Origin of the sequence: Paenibacillus sp. UMB4589-SE434 (assembly GCF_030226685.1) — a bacterium.
Classification (GTDB): Bacteria; Bacillota; Bacilli; order Paenibacillales; family Paenibacillaceae; genus Paenibacillus_B.
In genome coordinates this window covers 1705029-1721231 of the sequence record NZ_JASOYK010000001.1, presented here as the reverse complement: position 1 = coordinate 1721231, position 16203 = coordinate 1705029, and the positions used below count along the sequence as shown (strand labels likewise).

Annotated in this window: 16 protein-coding genes and 1 riboswitch; of the genes, 11 read left to right on the top strand and 5 right to left on the bottom strand. The window is 45.3% G+C overall.

Features of this window, described 5'->3' with window-relative positions; all coding sequences use genetic code 11:
* The first annotated feature begins 7 nt into the window (after nucleotides 1-7).
* From QP775_RS07005 to QP775_RS06985, 5 genes are all read left to right on the top strand, one after another.
* Nucleotides 8-1261 (top strand): AMP-binding protein, encoded by a 1254-nt coding sequence (locus QP775_RS07005; protein WP_285104717.1) that lies wholly within the window; start codon nucleotides 8-10, stop codon nucleotides 1259-1261.
* Nucleotides 1258-1557, top strand: coding sequence for a phosphopantetheine-binding protein (locus QP775_RS07000; RefSeq protein WP_239328158.1), 300 nt, complete (start codon nucleotides 1258-1260; stop codon nucleotides 1555-1557). The genes QP775_RS07005 and QP775_RS07000 overlap by 4 nt, the downstream gene beginning before the upstream one ends.
* A complete protein-coding gene (locus tag QP775_RS06995) occupies nucleotides 1554-2600 on the top strand; it encodes a DUF6005 family protein (protein WP_285104714.1) in 1047 nt (348 codons plus the stop codon). The genes QP775_RS07000 and QP775_RS06995 overlap by 4 nt, the downstream gene beginning before the upstream one ends.
* Nucleotides 2601-2657: 57 nt before the next feature.
* Nucleotides 2658-3506 carry a sugar phosphate isomerase/epimerase family protein gene (locus QP775_RS06990; protein ID WP_285104712.1) on the top strand — a complete coding sequence of 283 codons (849 nt, stop codon included), beginning with the start codon at nucleotides 2658-2660 and terminating at the stop codon, nucleotides 3504-3506.
* Nucleotides 3507-3602: 96 nt separating this feature from the next.
* Nucleotides 3603-5153 carry an ABC-F family ATP-binding cassette domain-containing protein gene (locus tag QP775_RS06985; protein WP_239328155.1) on the top strand — a complete coding sequence of 517 codons (1551 nt, stop codon included), beginning with the start codon at nucleotides 3603-3605 and terminating at the stop codon, nucleotides 5151-5153.
* A gap of 36 nt (nucleotides 5154-5189) precedes the next feature.
* Here the strand turns inward: QP775_RS06985 and QP775_RS06980 are convergent, their stop codons facing one another.
* Nucleotides 5190-6629 (bottom strand): magnesium transporter CorA family protein, encoded by a 1440-nt coding sequence (locus QP775_RS06980; protein ID WP_239328154.1) that lies wholly within the window; start codon nucleotides 6627-6629, stop codon nucleotides 5190-5192.
* Nucleotides 6630-6928: 299 nt separating this feature from the next.
* On the opposite strand from QP775_RS06980, the gene QP775_RS06975 reads away from it, so the two are divergent.
* The 5 genes from QP775_RS06975 to QP775_RS06955 all read left to right on the top strand — a co-directional run bounded on the left by QP775_RS06975 (nucleotide 6929) and on the right by QP775_RS06955 (nucleotide 9961).
* On the top strand, nucleotides 6929-7957 hold the full coding sequence (locus QP775_RS06975) for a serine hydrolase domain-containing protein (RefSeq protein WP_239328153.1): 1029 nt from the start codon (nucleotides 6929-6931) through the stop codon (nucleotides 7955-7957).
* A 244-nt stretch (nucleotides 7958-8201) separates the two neighbouring features.
* Nucleotides 8202-8654 carry a hypothetical protein gene (locus QP775_RS06970; protein ID WP_239328152.1) on the top strand — a complete coding sequence of 151 codons (453 nt, stop codon included), beginning with the start codon at nucleotides 8202-8204 and terminating at the stop codon, nucleotides 8652-8654.
* 141 nt (nucleotides 8655-8795) lie between these two features.
* Nucleotides 8796-9176, top strand: a complete 381-nt coding sequence (locus tag QP775_RS06965; protein ID WP_239328151.1) for a spore coat protein — start codon at nucleotides 8796-8798, stop codon at nucleotides 9174-9176.
* 26 nt (nucleotides 9177-9202) lie between these two features.
* Nucleotides 9203-9682, top strand: coding sequence for a spore coat protein (locus QP775_RS06960; protein WP_239328150.1), 480 nt, complete (start codon nucleotides 9203-9205; stop codon nucleotides 9680-9682).
* Nucleotides 9683-9724: 42 nt separating this feature from the next.
* On the top strand, nucleotides 9725-9961 hold the full coding sequence (locus tag QP775_RS06955; protein ID WP_239328149.1) for a hypothetical protein: 237 nt from the start codon (nucleotides 9725-9727) through the stop codon (nucleotides 9959-9961).
* 261 nt (nucleotides 9962-10222) lie between these two features.
* Here the strand turns inward: QP775_RS06955 and QP775_RS06950 are convergent, their stop codons facing one another.
* From QP775_RS06950 to gcvT, 4 genes are all read right to left on the bottom strand, one after another.
* A complete protein-coding gene (locus QP775_RS06950) occupies nucleotides 10223-10546 on the bottom strand; it encodes a hypothetical protein (protein ID WP_239328148.1) in 324 nt (107 codons plus the stop codon).
* 191 nt (nucleotides 10547-10737) lie between these two features.
* Nucleotides 10738-12246 carry an aminomethyl-transferring glycine dehydrogenase subunit GcvPB gene (gene gcvPB / locus QP775_RS06945; RefSeq protein ID WP_483311993.1) on the bottom strand — a complete coding sequence of 503 codons (1509 nt, stop codon included), beginning with the start codon at nucleotides 12244-12246 and terminating at the stop codon, nucleotides 10738-10740.
* Nucleotides 12243-13604: an aminomethyl-transferring glycine dehydrogenase subunit GcvPA gene (gene gcvPA, locus QP775_RS06940; RefSeq protein ID WP_239328146.1), complete on the bottom strand. Its 1362-nt coding sequence runs from the start codon at nucleotides 13602-13604 to the stop codon at nucleotides 12243-12245. Before gcvPA ends, gcvPB begins: the two co-directional genes overlap by 4 nt.
* A gap of 79 nt (nucleotides 13605-13683) precedes the next feature.
* Nucleotides 13684-14790, bottom strand: a complete 1107-nt coding sequence (gene gcvT / locus QP775_RS06935) for a glycine cleavage system aminomethyltransferase GcvT (protein WP_285104705.1) — start codon at nucleotides 14788-14790, stop codon at nucleotides 13684-13686.
* 252 nt (nucleotides 14791-15042) lie between these two features.
* Nucleotides 15043-15145, bottom strand: a riboswitch (glycine riboswitch).
* A gap of 298 nt (nucleotides 15146-15443) precedes the next feature.
* Between gcvT and gcvH the strand changes: the two genes are divergently transcribed.
* Nucleotides 15444-15833 (top strand): glycine cleavage system protein GcvH, encoded by a 390-nt coding sequence (gene gcvH, locus QP775_RS06930; RefSeq protein WP_285104702.1) that lies wholly within the window; start codon nucleotides 15444-15446, stop codon nucleotides 15831-15833.
* The last annotated feature ends 370 nt before the right edge of the window (nucleotides 15834-16203 follow it).

The following is a 16203-nucleotide window of genomic DNA, read 5'->3' as shown; positions in this document are numbered from 1 at the left end:
AACGGTTATGTTTAGCATCAATCGAGAGTATGTGGATAGAAAGACGTATGATGAACGTATAAAAACTTATCAATCCATTGAATATCTTCAAAATCCTTCTGGATGCAGCTACGCGATTTGCATACAATCTGTGCTGGATACGATTGCCCTTGTCTTGTATTTTAAGGAACACGGGGCGTCTGTCATGCTGGTGAGAGTGGATACGCCCTTACAAACTGTCATGAGATTGGCAGAAAAAGCGGGTTGCCGCATCGTGATTTATGATGAGATCGATCAGTTCCACCTTATAGCCGAGGGTGAAGTTTCTTTATCCCGTGAGGCACCTTCGCTGCTGCAGTTCAGTTCCGGCACCACGGGGGAACCGAAGCTCATAGAACGAACCTGGCAGAGCATCGACCACGAAATAAGTTCTTATAATGAAGCCATTCAATTGGACAAGGCAGAGGTGCCTATCGTACTGTCCTCGGTTACACACTCATACGGCCTGCTGTGTGGCGTCCTGGCTGCATTTCAAAGAGGAGCAGAGCCTATCATTGTTACTGCTGCCAACCCCAAATTAACACTAAGCGTGATACGGCAGCTGCCAGCGCATATCGTGTATGGAGTGCCTGCGCAGCTGCGCATGCTGGACGAGATGACAGGGAAGCGGACGTTGTTCCATCGTCTGATGACATCGGGAATGCCTATTCCCCCTGGTGTATTCGACGAGTTGAGGCAGCGGACTGCATTTATGATGCAGCAATATGGCTGCTCGGAGGCAGGATGTATTAGCATCAGCAGCCAGATGGACTCACATTTGGATCTTGGCTTTGCGCTTAATCATTATCAAGTCACTGCTGGAACGGATATCGAGCATCCTGGTGAGATTGTAGTTAGGCAGTCAGAAACTATTATACATACGGCGGATCTTGGTTATATGACAACAGCAGGGGGATTACGGTACGTTTCCCGCATGGATGACGTCATTAATGTATCCGGGCTTAAAGTATTCCCGCTGGAAGTCGAGCAAATTATCGTTCAGATGCCTGGTGTTGTGGAGTCAGTTGTATTTCGCGGTATACACCCGGTGATGGGAGAACAAGTTTTATGCCACGTTGTAGCAGACTCACAGCTCACACCAGATATGATTCGGGAATGGTGCATCCAGCAGCTTCCTACCTATCAAGTGCCAGCTCACATTAGCTGTGTGAATAATATTCCTAAGTCACCCACTGGCAAAATAAGCCGCACACAATTGGAAAAGGAGGTCACGTTCAGATGAATCGTGATCAGTGCAAACAACAATTACTGGAAGTTATGCGTACCAAGCTTAACCTGCATCATATCGAAAGGCTAGAGGAGAAGATGCATCTACAAGAAGAACTGCGAATCGATTCTGTTACGCTGATTCAGTTATTGGTGTACATTGAGCTGGAGATGGGGTATGAAGTGCCTGACGAGGATATCGAACCGAGTACCTTTAAAACAGTGGAAGGGCTTATAGACTTTATAGCTACATTAGAACGAAATGATCTGCATCAGGTGAGCGTACAGTCCAACACGGAGGATAAACAATGATTAAAGTACATTGTATTGTCAGCTGCTTATGTGAAATTGTAAAACGTCGCAGCATGATTGATTATCGGCCTTTCTACTTTGGGGTGTGGGATGCGAATTTTGAGCAAACAGACCGTGGCGAGATCACTTATTATTCGGACGGCGATGATTACTCCTCTTACATGACCTGGTATGAGAAGCTGTTTGGTACAAAAGTAGTGCAGTGGTACGATCAAACTAAGACGAAGCAGGACAATGTGGCCCGTCTTCTAGAGCTTGTCGCTAACAAGCAAGAGCATCAGCATATTATTTTACAATTGGATATGTCGTTGCTGCCAGAGCGCGAGAACAAGTTTAATCAAAGTCCTTTCCCGCATTATTTAATGGTGGAACAAGCTGAAACAGAAGACGAATGGTTTGTACTGGACCCAGACTTTCGTTGGGAAGGCATTATGAAAAAGGAACGCATCCTTCAAGCAGTAGAACATAACCCGCTAGGCGGTGGTTTTGTAGTAGATGCTTCGCAATTGCGAGCTCCATCTGCGAAGGAAGTGGAAGAAATTTTTGAAGCTCATTGTCATTCTTCCTACAATGAACTGACATCAGTCCTTCGTCATCTGATTCTGACGATGGCTGAGGAGAAGAATGGCTTTACGTTATCGATGCTAACACCTGCCGTGAAGCAGATGAAAGTGATCGCTATTCGTAAGTATAGCTATGAATATGCATTTATGTATTTTAAAGATCGGCTTTATTATTCAGAGGAACGATTTGAATACTGGACGGATCGCGTGGAAGATATCGTAAAAGGACTTAATAAGATTCAATACTTGGCGATAAAAATGTCAATGTCTGGACACACGAAACTGCTGCCCTCTGTGCTGCAAACGTGTGACCTTATCGATCAAATGGAACTTGCGATTAAGCGAGAACTTGTTATGCAGTATGAGCTTTGGAAAGAAATGACCATTGATGCGGAACGCAGACTGCTTCCCTTTGGGGATTCAACTGGCGGTTTCGACCTAAATGTGAACACTGACGTCAGGCCAACGGTACAAACATAAACCGGTTATCCAAGCAAGATACTATCGGATCAACGAGAAACTAGAGGTGGGATTTACATGAAGCTGTCCGTATGCACGATATCGTTCCGTCATCATCTGGTGGGGTTGTCCGATATCGCACGTTTTGCTCATAGCCAGGAAGCGAACGGAATTGAATTATGGGGCGTACATGCCCTTAATGAGATGGAGCAGGGAAAAGAGCACGTTTCCGAGATTATTGCTTATATGCGCTTGCATCATCTAGCTATTCCATTAATTAGTGACTACTTGGACATTAACGGTCCTATGCTTAAAGCATCCACGGTAACTCGCTGCTTTAGGCTGCTTGAAGCGGCTCATTTGTTTGGGGTGCCTTATATTCGCACGTTTGCGGGTCAGTTGCCGAGTGCATCTGTGGAGCGGGGAGAACGCAGAAGAATGGTTTCTCAACTTCGACTGCTTGCTGATGAGTGCGGCAGATACGGAAAAGGCTTATTAGTTGAGACACATCCGAATACGCTCGCGGATTCGTTGTCCTCTACGATCGAGCTGATGGAAGAAGTTAATCATGAAGGAATAGGTGTTAACTTAGACTTTCTTCATATATGGGAGGCAGGGACCGATCCCGTTGTAGCGGATAGAGCCCTAAAACAGTGGACAAGACACTATCATCTAAAAAATATTCATTCCCGCAGCCAACTTCGTATATTTGACCCACATAATGTGTACGCTTCAAGCGGCAATCGTGAGGGTATGGTCGCGCTGCGGAATGGAGAAATCCGCTATGACTATATATTAAAGGAAATTCAACATGCTGATCATTTTGCTTCATTAGAGTGGTTTGGCGATTCTCCTTATAAAGTGTTATCTGAAGATCTGGCTTGGACGCGCAATCAGCTTCACGCCTATCCGTGCCTCCCTACTTGACAACTGACTGATTCTCTAGGAAGATGTTGAGAGTTGCGCGCACTTTGAATCAAGTGGTGTGCTTGTACTCTATAGTATTAGGAGAATTAGAATCAGATGAGCTTGTTAACGGTAGAGGAATTAGGCCACAGCTACGGTGGGCGTGTATTGTTTAACGATGTATCGTTCCGGCTGTTGCCAGGTGAGCATGTTGGTTTAGTTGGTGCAAATGGAGCAGGTAAGTCCACCTTAATGAACATCCTGACAGGAAGTGTATTGAAAGACAATGGACGAGTGGATTGGACACCACGTATTCGTTACGGATATTTGGATCAGCATACGAAGCTAACGCCAGGGAAAACGATTCGTGATGTATTACGTGACGCTTTTCTGCCTTTGTTTGAGGCAGAAAAGGAAATGATTGAGATTACGGAGCAGATGGCTGATGCCGATCCAGATACATTAGAACAATTACTGGAGCGTATGGGTGAGATCCAAGAAGAACTCGATCACAGCGGCTTTTATATGATTGATGTTAAGGTGGAAGAGACGGCAAATGGGCTTGGATTAGGTGCTATCGGCCTCGACCGTGACGTTGCTTCATTAAGCGGTGGCCAGCGCACAAAGGTTTTGTTGGCGAAGTTGCTGCTTGAGCAGCCGAACGTTCTGTTGTTGGACGAGCCTACCAACTATTTGGACGTCGAGCACATTGGATGGCTAACGAATTATTTGCAGAACTATCCGTATGCGTTTATGTTGATTTCTCATGATACGGAATTTATGAACAAGGTTGTTAATGTTATCTACCATCTAGAATTTGCAAAGCTGACTCGTTATTCGGCGAACTACGAGAAGTTTTTGGAGATGGCGGAAATGAACAAGAATCAGCATATCAATGCTTATGAGAAGCAGCAGGAATTTATTAAAAAGCAAGAAGATTTTATCCAACGGAACAAAGCACGTTATTCAACGTCGAGCCGAGCCAAGTCACGTGAGAAGCAATTGGATCGCTTAGAACGAATCGACAAACCGGAAGATGCGATCAAGCCAACCTTTAACTTTAAGGAGTCCCGTGCGAGTGGACGTCTTGTGGTTGAAGCTAAAGAACTACAGGTAGGGTATGACTATGCACTGCTGCCCAAGATGAATATTACGATTGAACGTGGCGAGAAGATCGCAATCGTCGGCTGCAATGGTGTCGGCAAATCAACATTGCTGAAGACGATGCTCGGGGTTATCAAGCCCTTTGGCGGTGAGGTGTTTATGGGTGATTTTCTGTATCCGGCATACTTTGAGCAGGAAGTCAAAGCACCTAACTTGACACCAATCGATGATGTGTGGAATGAGTATCCGCATATGAATCAGCATGAGGTTCGTGCGGCCCTTGCTCGTTGCGGATTAAAGAATGAACATATTACTCGTCAGCTTAGTCACTTGAGCGGTGGTGAGCAGGCAAAGGTTCGCTTGTGCAAGCTTTTGATGCAGGAAAGCAACTGGATCGTGTTTGACGAGCCTACCAATCATTTGGATGTGCTGGCCAAAGAAGAACTGAAGCGAGCCTTAATAGCATTTAAAGGGACAGTTGTCATCGTCTGCCATGAACCAGACTTCTATGAAGGCTGGGTGTCCAAGGTTTGGGACGTGGAACAATGGTCGATGCAAAGCTAGACAAGGATAAGCAAAGAGGCGGTAACCTAATAGGGGTTACTGCCTCTTTTTGCGTCGGAAATACTCTTTGCTTATACTCGTCAGTGTTGTAATAGCAAGTACGATACTGACGCTTATGCCAGTAAAGGTAACCGCAAGTGCCAAATATTCAAACAAGGAATAATGCAGTGCCTTTGTCCAGTCAATCGGAGCCTTTAGGTCCTCAATCACTTGATTCATGCCATAGATGCCGCTAATAACGGTAAATATGGTCAGGACCGTCAGAATGTAGTCAGAACGCTTGCTGGTGGCGTTGGACTGATAGTCGTACAAAGCGGACAGTGTCAGCTTTACATCTTTGAGCAGTTCATCGTTGCCATGCAGACGACGCAGCAGATGAAAGATATCGTGAAGCTGGGACTCTGCTACCATCTCGCGATAATAGAAGCGAGAGGAGAACAGCGTAATGCCGCGTATCAGGTCTTCTACGCGCTCGCGATTGCGGTCTAGCCGCAGTCTTCCGTAGTGATTCGATAACTTTAATAGTACGATCTTGTGGAATAAGTTTAGCAAAAATGCATAATAGTAGCTGCCGAACATTTTACTTGCCAATGATTTAACAACGGCATTGGTTTCATTGGTGACACAGCTAAATACATGTTCGTCTGCAATGTGGTAGGTGCTAGGGGCCCATCGGTCATACACACGCTGATGCACATAATTAGCAATATAGTCTGCGTTGCTTGAGCCAATATAAGGCTGCCCTTTTGAATCAAGGCCATTCAGCCGCACGGCACGGAACAAGTCGGCATTTGTCACCGTTTCATCTGCATCAAGTCCATAAAGCGCAATCGTAAACATTCGTTCGTTAATAAAAAAGGGTAGGTTTGCAAATACATTATCATCATTCTCTTCTTGATCCATCCAGTCGAACAGTCCAGGGAAAAGCTCATCGTTGCAGAAAGAAACAATTTCCCTGTGGACGGCATGTTCAGTCTTTACATAAGTGACCTCGTCTTCTGGCTCTAAATTTTCCAGCGTACGGAATCGCTTGGCAAATTCGAGCCCTTGACTGTAGGAGACATCCTGCTCCAGTTCGGTTCTAATGGTTAACATCCCGATCTCATAGGGGCACAAAATGACGTCAACAGAATGGATTCGAAACGGGATAATAGTATCCGGCATATAAAATTCACAATCTAAATCTATCTTCTTGGAGTAACGTTGAAAGCTGAGCGATTCATTCGCCTTGATCGGAAACAAAAACTGATTTGTGAAAGGCAAAAACATATGCTCCATTTCCCGGTGGGAAACTTGATAGTGGGAACCGTAATATTCATGTTCCAGCTCTGTATTTGTTAATTGGAACGGACAGAAGCCTTTAAGCTGCAGATCGTGCTTCATCTCGGCATATGCCGCTTTCCGAATAGAGAACGGAAATATAAACTGGTGCAAGACAGTGCTAGCTGTTTTCTCTTTAAGCGATATTTGCTGCATGGATTGGCCTCCAACTTGTTCCGGTCTGTATTGCATAGTCTATTTTAAACCAAAGACAGCTATAAATAACATAGGGCGTCGGTGATCTGTTTGAAAACATGATAACATTTGCCAAATAACCATTTGATGGTGTTAAATATGAATGTATAATCAATAATACATAATACACGAGAGGTGTTTGAGAGGAATGATATGTTAGGGAAAGCAGATCTAGCCTCAATTGAATAGTTGCACAAGGTGATCCAATACACTTTACACTTTATTAGAATCATTAATCGAACACCGTGGAGGAATAGTGGATGAACGTATTTGAGCTAACAATGGAAATAGAGGGGAATCATGCTTCATTTGCGGGAAGTATTCTAGTACATGATGGTGAGCAAACTGTTCTTCAACAGGCGTATGGACTGGCTAATCGGAGCGAGCAAATGGCTAACCAAGTAGATACAAGATATGGAATGGCCTCTGGATGCAAAATATTTACGGCAGTTGCCATTTGTAAATTAGTAGAGCGTGGATTGCTAACATTTGAGACCCCGCTTCACACTTGTATGGACATATCGGGCACAAGCTGGAGCCAAGAAATTACGATCCATCATTTGCTAACGCACAGTTCCGGTGTGCCAGATTACTTTGATGAAGAATATATGACAGATTATAGTGAATTGTGGCAAACTACTCCGATGTATACGATCTTATCGCCGCGGGATATGCTGCCTTTGTTCCAAGACCAGCCAATGAAGTTTAACCCCGGGGAGCGCTTTTCTTATAATAATTCAGGTTATATTCTATTAGGTATTATTGTGGAAAATGTATCGGGTATGCCGTTTCATGCGTTTGTTACACAGCATGTGTTTGAAGCCTGTGGGATGAGAGATTCCGGTTACTATCGGTTGGACCAGCTTCCGGAGCGTACGGCGACAGGATATATGCTCGATAAAGAAGGAGCTTGGCGGACGAATATGTATTCTATTCCGATTATGAGCTTGCCTGACGGCGGTGCATTTACGACTACGGCGGATATGGATATCTTTTGGACGTCGTTAGTGAACAATCGTTTGCTTACTGAGGAGATCACACGTACGATGCTGACACCATTTGTGAAATCAAGCGAGTATGTAAGTTACGGGTACGGTGTATGGATCAACACCGTTGATAATGAAGTAATTAAATATTATGTGATGGGATGTGACCCTGGAGTAGGGCTGATATCTTCCTTATACATGAAAACGAAGGCACGGGTACATGTTCTAAGTAACCTTACAAATGGAGCAAGCAAGCTCGGTCATCGGATCAATGAACTTCTTTTTCAAGTGTCGAAGCGGTAATAGACAAACTTACTAGGGTTTTTCTGTTTGTATCAAATAGATATTTTTAGCTGAGCCTTGCAATGTGCAAGGCTTTTTATGTTGTTAGCACCGCCTATAATCTATGACAGTGATACCGAAACCTATTGGACTTCTTGTTCCAGATATTCTCACTCTCTATCTCACCCAGTCAAACTACCTTTCCAAAACATAGAATATGTCTGAGAAGATACAAAAATGATCGATGTAGGAGGATGAATGTCTGATGAGTGAAGATCAAAAAGATCAAAAACCAGCTTCGCTTCTGCTGCCAAACAGTGTATTGAATTTACTAATATCAGATTCGTTTCACCGTAATGGCATAACACCTGATGATCAACTCCCCATTGCAGATGGACATAAGACACAAATTAAAACCATGGTAGAAGATTTGTCTAAGCAGGTTCAACAGTATATGGAGTCGCAGAAAAAGTTGGAGGAACAGCAGAAGAAGGCTGAAATGAAACCAGAGTACGTTCAATTTATGAAAGAAGAACGAAGAAAAGCAGAACGGGCAGAAAAGCCGCAGCGGATAAAACCTGCCGAAATGAAGACTTCGAAGCCGCCGGTCAAGAAACCAGCCGCTTCTTCCAAGAAAGAGAGTGAAGAAAGAAAAAAACTTATTAAAAAGCAAAAGGAACAAAAAAGCGAGGAAAAAAAGAAACCGAAGAAAAAGTAACCTCATAAAAAGCGCCTTAGGGCGCTTTTTAAAATACTTCTCCCCATATATTAATAGAATGTGCGTTTTAATAGAGAATTCATCTATACCATTTGGTTGTTTATCGAATAGAAATAGAGTATCAAGGAGGAGGTGAAGTTCATGAGCAGAGGAGATGTTAACCAAGAGGCTGATCAAATCTCGAGCACATGGCAAGGCTCAGAAGAACTCATATTTATACAAGACTCCTGTGGTGTCACGGTGGAATCCACCGATACAAAGATTACAGCAACCTTACAAATAGCTTTGCAAGCTGCAATTGCAATCGTCGTCAATCTGACGATTGCGGATGGGGAGCGTGCGAAGGCGGTTACGCAAGAATTACTGCAAAAGGTACAAGTGAAACAACAGAGCTATCAAAGAACCATCATCAAACGCTCCGCTAATGTTAACGTTTCGACGACAAGCACAGATGTATCGTTAAATATACAGGCCTTGCTGCAAATCTTGTTGGCGTTGGTCATTAAGATTGATGTCTTGTAAAAATACTAAAGTGAGGTGTGAACCCTATGAGCTGCCAAGATAAACATGAGAAAAAACACAAAAAGTGCAACGATGATCACAAGAAACATTATCACTGGTCGGCACTGGAGCATTGCTGTCATCCATTGGATCATTCTACGGTTAACCAAGACGCAGATCAGATTATCGAAAATGTACAGGCATCCTATGAGGAAGTCATTATTAAGGATTCCTGTGATGTCAATGTGACAACAACGGATACGAAGATCGCAGCGTCCCTGCAGGCTTCCTTGCAAGCAGCATTAGTGGTTGTTATCAGCATTTCGATCGGTAGTTCGACTCGTGCAGAATCGATCGTGAACGATTTGCTGCAAAAAATCGATGTGAAGCAGACGAATCGTCAACGCGTCGTGATCCAAAATTCGAAAGGTGTTGTCGTATCCACTACGGATTCATTCGTTTCGGTCAACATTCAAGTACTCCTGCAAATCTTGCTTGCTCTGGTCATTCAAATTGATGTGCTGTAATACGTGAAGATGCTAATTTTACCGAAGGGAGGAGGGATTCCTTTGGAAAACATTAATAATATGGAAGACGTACTCGCTCAAATTAAGAAATTCAATGAACGTAAGATGGAATCATTGATGGCGCAGCTTAGAGAAGCAAGAGCACAACGTAAACTTGAGCGGCTGCAAGCACCAGATGAAGTATCTAAAGAAGTAGAAGCTCCAGCCTCTGCCTCATCCCCTTCTGATGTTACGATGGAAAAATGGGTGTCGCTGCTTCAAGAATTATCCAAAAAATAAGTGGTTGGATCATGAGGGTACCATCATTTCCCCTGCCGTTAAATACGGCAGGTATACATAGTATACGGTGAAGCGGTGCCAACTTGTGAGCACTGAAAAGGCACGAGCTAGCCCCAGGAGGCCCGAGGCTGCTCGGATGTGAGATTGCCGTGAGGTGGTATTTATAAGAGGACAGCAGCGATGGCTTTACGACCTTGTCTATGAGCTGAAACAACAATAGGAATTGGAGAATAAATCATTGGTTTGTAGGGTAAGACGGTGTTATTTTCTACGGCTGGAACGGTTTTTCCCCTTTGTTTTGTGTAATGGCTTGCTGGATGTTCTGGTTTTCTTCAGGGCCTGCTTTTGCTTGCTGTTAATATTGATACCATCGTCACCATATCCACCAAATCCGTCGTTAAAATTGTTCTCAACACGACGATGACACTCATGGATGTGTCTAGGTACGGGGACACAATGAATACGTTCTACGATCTCAATCGGGTGAATGATGGGGATAATTTGGGGGACGAAACGATCCTGAAAGATTACCGTTGGGCGGCAATGAATCGGATCAATTGGACGGCACTCACGATGACCAGACATGCAAACAACTCCTTTCAGTGATAGTTCATTATATTAAAGCCCATTATGAAAGGGATGTTCCTTTGTCCTCGTTCTATTTGTATTGATAAAAAATGGGTGCTCATGTTAAAAAGCCTGCTTGTACGGTATTAGCCGATACAAGCAGGCGAGGGCTGCGATTGCAGCCCTAATTGACTGACAAAAACGAGTTGTTAACTACACGCACAGTTCAGTACGGGCTTACGTGCTGCTTGTGTCTCGTCTAGACGACGGACTTGGGTAGAGTAAGGTGCATTTAATAACAGCTCCGGATTCTCCTTTGCTTCTTGTGCAATCTGTATCATTGTATCAATGAAAGAATCCAGTGTTTCCTTACTTTCAGTCTCGGTCGGTTCAATCATCATACATTCCTCTACATTAAGCGGGAAGTAGATGGTAGGCGGGTGGAAACCAAAGTCCAGCAATCGTTTGGCTACATCCAGCGTGCGGACGCCGTATTGCTTAAGCGCACGTCCAGACATGACGAATTCGTGTTTGCATACTTGGTCATATGGAAGTTCAAAGTATGGTGCAAGGCGGCGCATCATGTAATTGGCGTTCAGGACGGCACATTCAGATACAGTGCGAAGCCCCTCAGGTCCGTAAGTACGCATATAGGTATATGCGCGCACAAGTATGCCGAAGTTGCCGTAATAAGCTTTGACACGTCCAATCGATGAAGGACGATCATAGTCCAGATAGTAGGTGCCGTCTGCACGTACTGCGACAATCGGCTTCGGCAGGAATGGAATCAGCTTGCTCTTCACGCCGACAGGGCCTGCACCTGGACCACCGCCACCGTGTGGCGTGCTCATTGTCTTGTGCAAGTTCAAGTGAACGACATCAAAGCCCATGTCGCCGGGACGGGTGATTCCCATAATGGCATTAGAGTTAGCTCCATCATAATAGAGTAATCCGCCAGCCTTATGCACGATTTCGGCAATTTCTACAATGTGTTCTTCGAATAAGCCGAGTGTGCTTGGGTTCGTCAGCATAAGTGCAGCTGTGTCTGGACCAACTGCAGCTCGCAAGGCATCAAGATCGACCATTCCTTGTTCGTTGGACTTGATTGTTATCGTCTCTAACCCTGCGACAGTCGCACTTGCTGGATTCGTGCCGTGTGAAGAGTCAGGCACGATAACTTTAGTACGCATTTCGCCGCGGCTTTCATGATAGGCACGGATCATCATCAGCCCAGTCCATTCACCATGAGCACCTGCAGCTGGCTGTAGCGTCACTTGATCCATTCCCGTTAATGCTCCGAGATCCTGCTGCAGCGTATACATCATCTCCAACGCGCCTTGCAGGCTGGATTCTGGCTGATACGGGTGGATTTTGGCAAAGCCATTAAAGCGTGCCGTGTCTTCGTTTATCTTAGGGTTATATTTCATCGTACACGAACCAAGCGGATAGAAGCCATTGTCAATCCCAAAGTTGCGGCGGGATAACTCTGTATAATGGCGAATGACATCAACTTCATATACCTCTGGAAGTTCGGCCGGTTGACTGCGTAAAAAGTTAGCAGGAATCAGACTCCCCACATCTTCAATAGGTACATCGCAAGCGGAAAGGGAATAAGCGACACGCCCTGGTCGGCTTAGCTCGAAGATTAGCTTTTTATCCTGCTGGATAGGGGCTTGCGCTCGAGATTGAGCTTCGGGTTGTGTGTGTTGGTCCGTCATACGAGCACCTCCTTGAGCTGCGCCTTAAAGGCGTCGATTTCTTCCTTCGTACGTCGTTCAGTTACGGCAAGCAGCAGATGTCCAGATAGTTCTGGATACGCCTGACCGAGATCATAGCCGCCGATGTAACCTTTAGCAATCAGCTTCTCGTTAATGGCTGTTATCGATGCTCCGTCAGGAAGCTTAACTACAAATTCATTAAAGAATGGGGCATAGAAGGCAAGCTGCAGGCTGTCGTCTTGTTCATATTGCTTGGCTGCGTAATGCGCTTTCTGAACGTTAAGTTGTGCGACTTCTTGCAGGCCTGCTTTGCCCATGGTGGACAAGTATACAGATGCACATAAAGCAAGCAGCGCCTGATTCGAGCATATGTTGGACGTTGCTTTCTCACGACGGATATGCTGCTCTCGTGCTTGCAAGGTCAGTACAAAGCCACGCTTACCATCGAGGTCTACGGTCTGTCCAACGATACGTCCAGGCATACGGCGCATGAGCGCTTCCGATACAGCGAAGAATCCGCATGTCGGTCCGCCAAGTGAAGCGGATATGCCAAATGGCTGTGCGTCTCCAACGACAACGTCAGCACCGAGCTTGGCTGGTGTTTCCAATAATCCCAGTGAGAGCGGATTGGTGCTCATCACGAGCAAACCTTTATGGGCATGTACAATGTCACTTATGGTTCTCACATCTTCAATGGCACCAAAGAAGTTAGGGGACTGAACGACAACCGCAGCTGTCTGATCCGATACAAGTTCCTTAAGCTTGTTGAGGTCCGTAGTGCCCTCGTTATAATCAACCTCAACGACGTCCAGATCAAGTCCTTTTGCGGTCGTGTATACAATTTCACGTGCTTCAGGATGAACGGTTCGAGAGATCACGATTTGCTTGCGCTTTGTATGTGCACTGGCGAGTGCGCTTGCTTCACCGAGCGCGGTTGCCCCGTCATACATGCTTGCATTGGCAACGGCCATCCCAGTTAGTTCACATATAAAGGACTGAAATTCGAATATTGCTTGCAGCTCGCCTTGGCTGATCTCTGGCTGATACGGTGTATAGGCGGTATAAAATTCCGAGCGAGAAATGACATGATTGATAACCACTGGCACATGGTGATCGTAGATGCCTGCTCCAAGAAAGCTGACATACTGTTCGAAGTCGGCGTTGCGCTCAGCAAGCTGTTTCATATGCTTCAAGAGCGCCGGCTCATCCAGCGCTTCTGACATCGGCAGCGTACCTTGGTAACGAACAGCTTCGGGAATATCGTGGAACAGCTCCTCCACGGAGGAAATGCCAATAACCTTCATCATCTCGGCTTGATCCTGTTCCGTCATCGGAATGTAACGATGCTTCTGCTTCATCTTGTAGTTCTCTCCTTCGGTCAGGATGGATTAGTCAACAGATGCTTGCTGTATGAAGTATGAAATGAACATAGTGTCATTATGCTTGATTACGTTTGTAAAATGGTGCTTTGATTACTTGGGCTTTCAACTGCTTTCCGCGTATTTCCACGTACACTTCGGTTCCGAGGTCCGTGTATTTGGTATCGATGAGAGCTAAAGCAAGATTACGCTTGAATGTGGGTGATTGTGTACCTGTTGTTACTTCACCGATCTGCTCGCCATCAGCGTATACGGGGTAGTGCGAACGGGCGATGCCTTTATCAATCATTTCCAATCCGATAAGCTTGCGCTTAAGGCCAGCTTGCTTTTGCTGCTGAAGGGCATCACTTCCGATAAATGGCCCGCTGTCCAGCTTAACAAACATGCCAAGTGAGGCTTCAAGCGGCGATATATCCTGTGAGAGCTCTTGCCCGTACAGTGGAAGTCTCGCTTCGAAGCGCAGGGTGTCACGCGCGCCAAGTCCTGCTGGCACGAGTCCGTGAGGCTCCCCAGCAGCCATAATGATGTCCCACAGCTTAGGTGCATCTACGGATGCAGCATATAACTCAAAGCCGTCCTCTCCCGTGTATCCCGTACGGGATACGAGTGCAGTCAGACCTTGAATATCTACGCGCTCCTTAAAGTGAAAAGGCTTCAATTCTGCCACAGGTGTGTCTGTAAGTGAACTTAGAATGGCAACGGCATTTGGTCCTTGCAGCGCAATCAATGCAGTCTCGTCGGATACATTACGGAGGCTAACGCCGCTATCGGGTAAATGCTGCTCCAGCCAAGCGAAATCCTTGTCGATATTAGAGGCATTAACGACTAACATATAACGACCCTCGGCAACACGATAGACAAGCAGATCGTCTACGACGCCGCCATGTGGGTAGCAGAGCAAAGAATATTGTGCTTGACCATCAACTATGCGGGTAACGTCATTTGTGGTCATTCCTTGAATAAAGGCTTCAGCATGAGGGCCTTCAATCCAAAATTCACCCATATGCGACACATCAAACAAGCCGGCTTGTTGACGAACGGCATCATGTTCTTTTTGAATACCGGAAAATTGAACAGGAAGTTCCCAGCCACCGAAGTCAATGCAACGGGCGCCAAGATAGTTGGCATATTGCGGAAATAAGGGGGTTCGCTTCAATTCTGTCATGTCATCACCTCGTATTATCTGTTTGACCAGCAACACATGCAAAAAAGGACAGGCAAAAGAAACGCAGGCTTAATGAATCAGCCTTCATATCTTCCGCTCTGTCCTTTGTACCTGAGAGTGTCCTCATAGCTTAGAAGCGATCGCGTTACTCGGGGTGAACGCTTACATCATTCTTTATGAGTTTCCCCTTGGGTGACCTTGTCACAAGTACAAGCCGTTGGCTCGCGACTGGCAAGATTCTCTCCAGAGGTGCGTCCGGTAAAAGTCCTTTTGCCTGAGAGATTCACCTTCATGGCTTACTCCTTCGGCGTTACGCGCTAGATTGCTAAGCCGTAATCTCTCCCTTTACCTTCATCCGCTGTTTTTAATTGTTATATCTACATTATTACTTGAACATTCCTGACATTGTCAATCCATTTATTCAATTTTGACGAAAAAGATAAGAGTATTGACAGGCACTATCCAACTGCACTACCCTAGAGGTAACTCGGGGACGCCTGCACAGGCGTTAAGAATAAATGGAACATATAAGCAATTTGTTTGCACACACAGAATCAGTCAGTTGTCTGTATGTTTAAAGTAGTGTATTCATTCCTTTATATATTCTTTATGGTCATTTTGTTATGATTACGCAAAGAAGAGAGGGTTCTATGATGAGCGAAATTAAGAACAACCTGCTGTACAGTGAGGAACATGAGTGGGCACTGGTTATTGATGAGCGCACAGTGCGTATCGGCATTACAGATCATGCACAGCATCAACTGGGCGACATCGTTTTTATTGAGTTTCCTGAGGTAGGTACAGCGTTGTCTGCTGGCGACAGTATGGGTTCCATTGAATCGGTAAAGACGGTGTCTGAATTGTATACACCGGTTACAGGTAAAGTGACGAAAGTTAATACAGGGCTTGAAGATGCGCCCGAGCAAGTAAATACAGAACCTTATGAGGGTGGCTGGATTGTTGAGATCGAAGTTGAAGGCAGTATGGAAGACGCCTTAAAACAGCTACTTTCCCCTGAACGTTACGCGGCTATTACAGAATAAGGGTACTATAGTACGAGTGTTACATATTTCGAGTCTGTACATCTGTGAATACGGGGATTATCGTATACCCACAAGTTTATACTTTGTTATATGAACAATAGGGACTGATGCTCTCTACTACCATTGCCTGCACTTTTTCTGCAGGGCAATGGTAGTAGAACGCAGTCCTTTTTGGCGTTGAACCGTGTGTCAGATACGCGGGCGCTATGTACGCCTCTTACTAGTGCTGCGCGGGTTGCGTATGCTTAAACTACATTCCGAGCAGACTCAAACTTCTAATTAGACTGCACTTGTTGAATGACATGGACAACAACTTTTGAAACAATAAATAAAAATAATGCTTGAAATGGTAAGACATGCTCCTTTTCTG

Excerpts from the sequence above, each read along its gene's own strand:
- QP775_RS07000 (WP_239328158.1), top strand. The coding sequence starts at position 1,258 with ATGAATCGTGATCAGTGCAAACAACAATTACTGGAAGTTATGCGTACC.
- QP775_RS06960 (WP_239328150.1), top strand. The coding sequence starts at position 9,203 with ATGAGCTGCCAAGATAAACATGAGAAAAAACACAAAAAGTGCAACGAT.
- QP775_RS06980 (WP_239328154.1), bottom strand. The coding sequence starts at position 6,629 with ATGCAGCAAATATCGCTTAAAGAGAAAACAGCTAGCACTGTCTTGCAC.
- QP775_RS06950 (WP_239328148.1), bottom strand. The coding sequence starts at position 10,546 with ATGTCTGGTCATCGTGAGTGCCGTCCAATTGATCCGATTCATTGCCGC.
- QP775_RS06975 (WP_239328153.1), top strand. The coding sequence starts at position 6,929 with ATGAACGTATTTGAGCTAACAATGGAAATAGAGGGGAATCATGCTTCA.
- QP775_RS06990 (WP_285104712.1), top strand. The coding sequence starts at position 2,658 with ATGAAGCTGTCCGTATGCACGATATCGTTCCGTCATCATCTGGTGGGG.
- QP775_RS06970 (WP_239328152.1), top strand. The coding sequence starts at position 8,202 with ATGAGTGAAGATCAAAAAGATCAAAAACCAGCTTCGCTTCTGCTGCCA.
- QP775_RS06965 (WP_239328151.1), top strand. The coding sequence starts at position 8,796 with ATGAGCAGAGGAGATGTTAACCAAGAGGCTGATCAAATCTCGAGCACA.
- QP775_RS06995 (WP_285104714.1), top strand. The coding sequence starts at position 1,554 with ATGATTAAAGTACATTGTATTGTCAGCTGCTTATGTGAAATTGTAAAA.
- gcvPA (WP_239328146.1), bottom strand. The coding sequence starts at position 13,604 with ATGAAGCAGAAGCATCGTTACATTCCGATGACGGAACAGGATCAAGCC.
- gcvH (WP_285104702.1), top strand. The coding sequence starts at position 15,444 with ATGAGCGAAATTAAGAACAACCTGCTGTACAGTGAGGAACATGAGTGG.
- gcvT (WP_285104705.1), bottom strand. The coding sequence starts at position 14,790 with ATGACAGAATTGAAGCGAACCCCCTTATTTCCGCAATATGCCAACTAT.
- gcvPB (WP_483311993.1), bottom strand. The coding sequence starts at position 12,246 with ATGACGGACCAACACACACAACCCGAAGCTCAATCTCGAGCGCAAGCC.
- QP775_RS07005 (WP_285104717.1), top strand. The coding sequence starts at position 8 with ATGTTTAGCATCAATCGAGAGTATGTGGATAGAAAGACGTATGATGAA.
- QP775_RS06985 (WP_239328155.1), top strand. The coding sequence starts at position 3,603 with ATGAGCTTGTTAACGGTAGAGGAATTAGGCCACAGCTACGGTGGGCGT.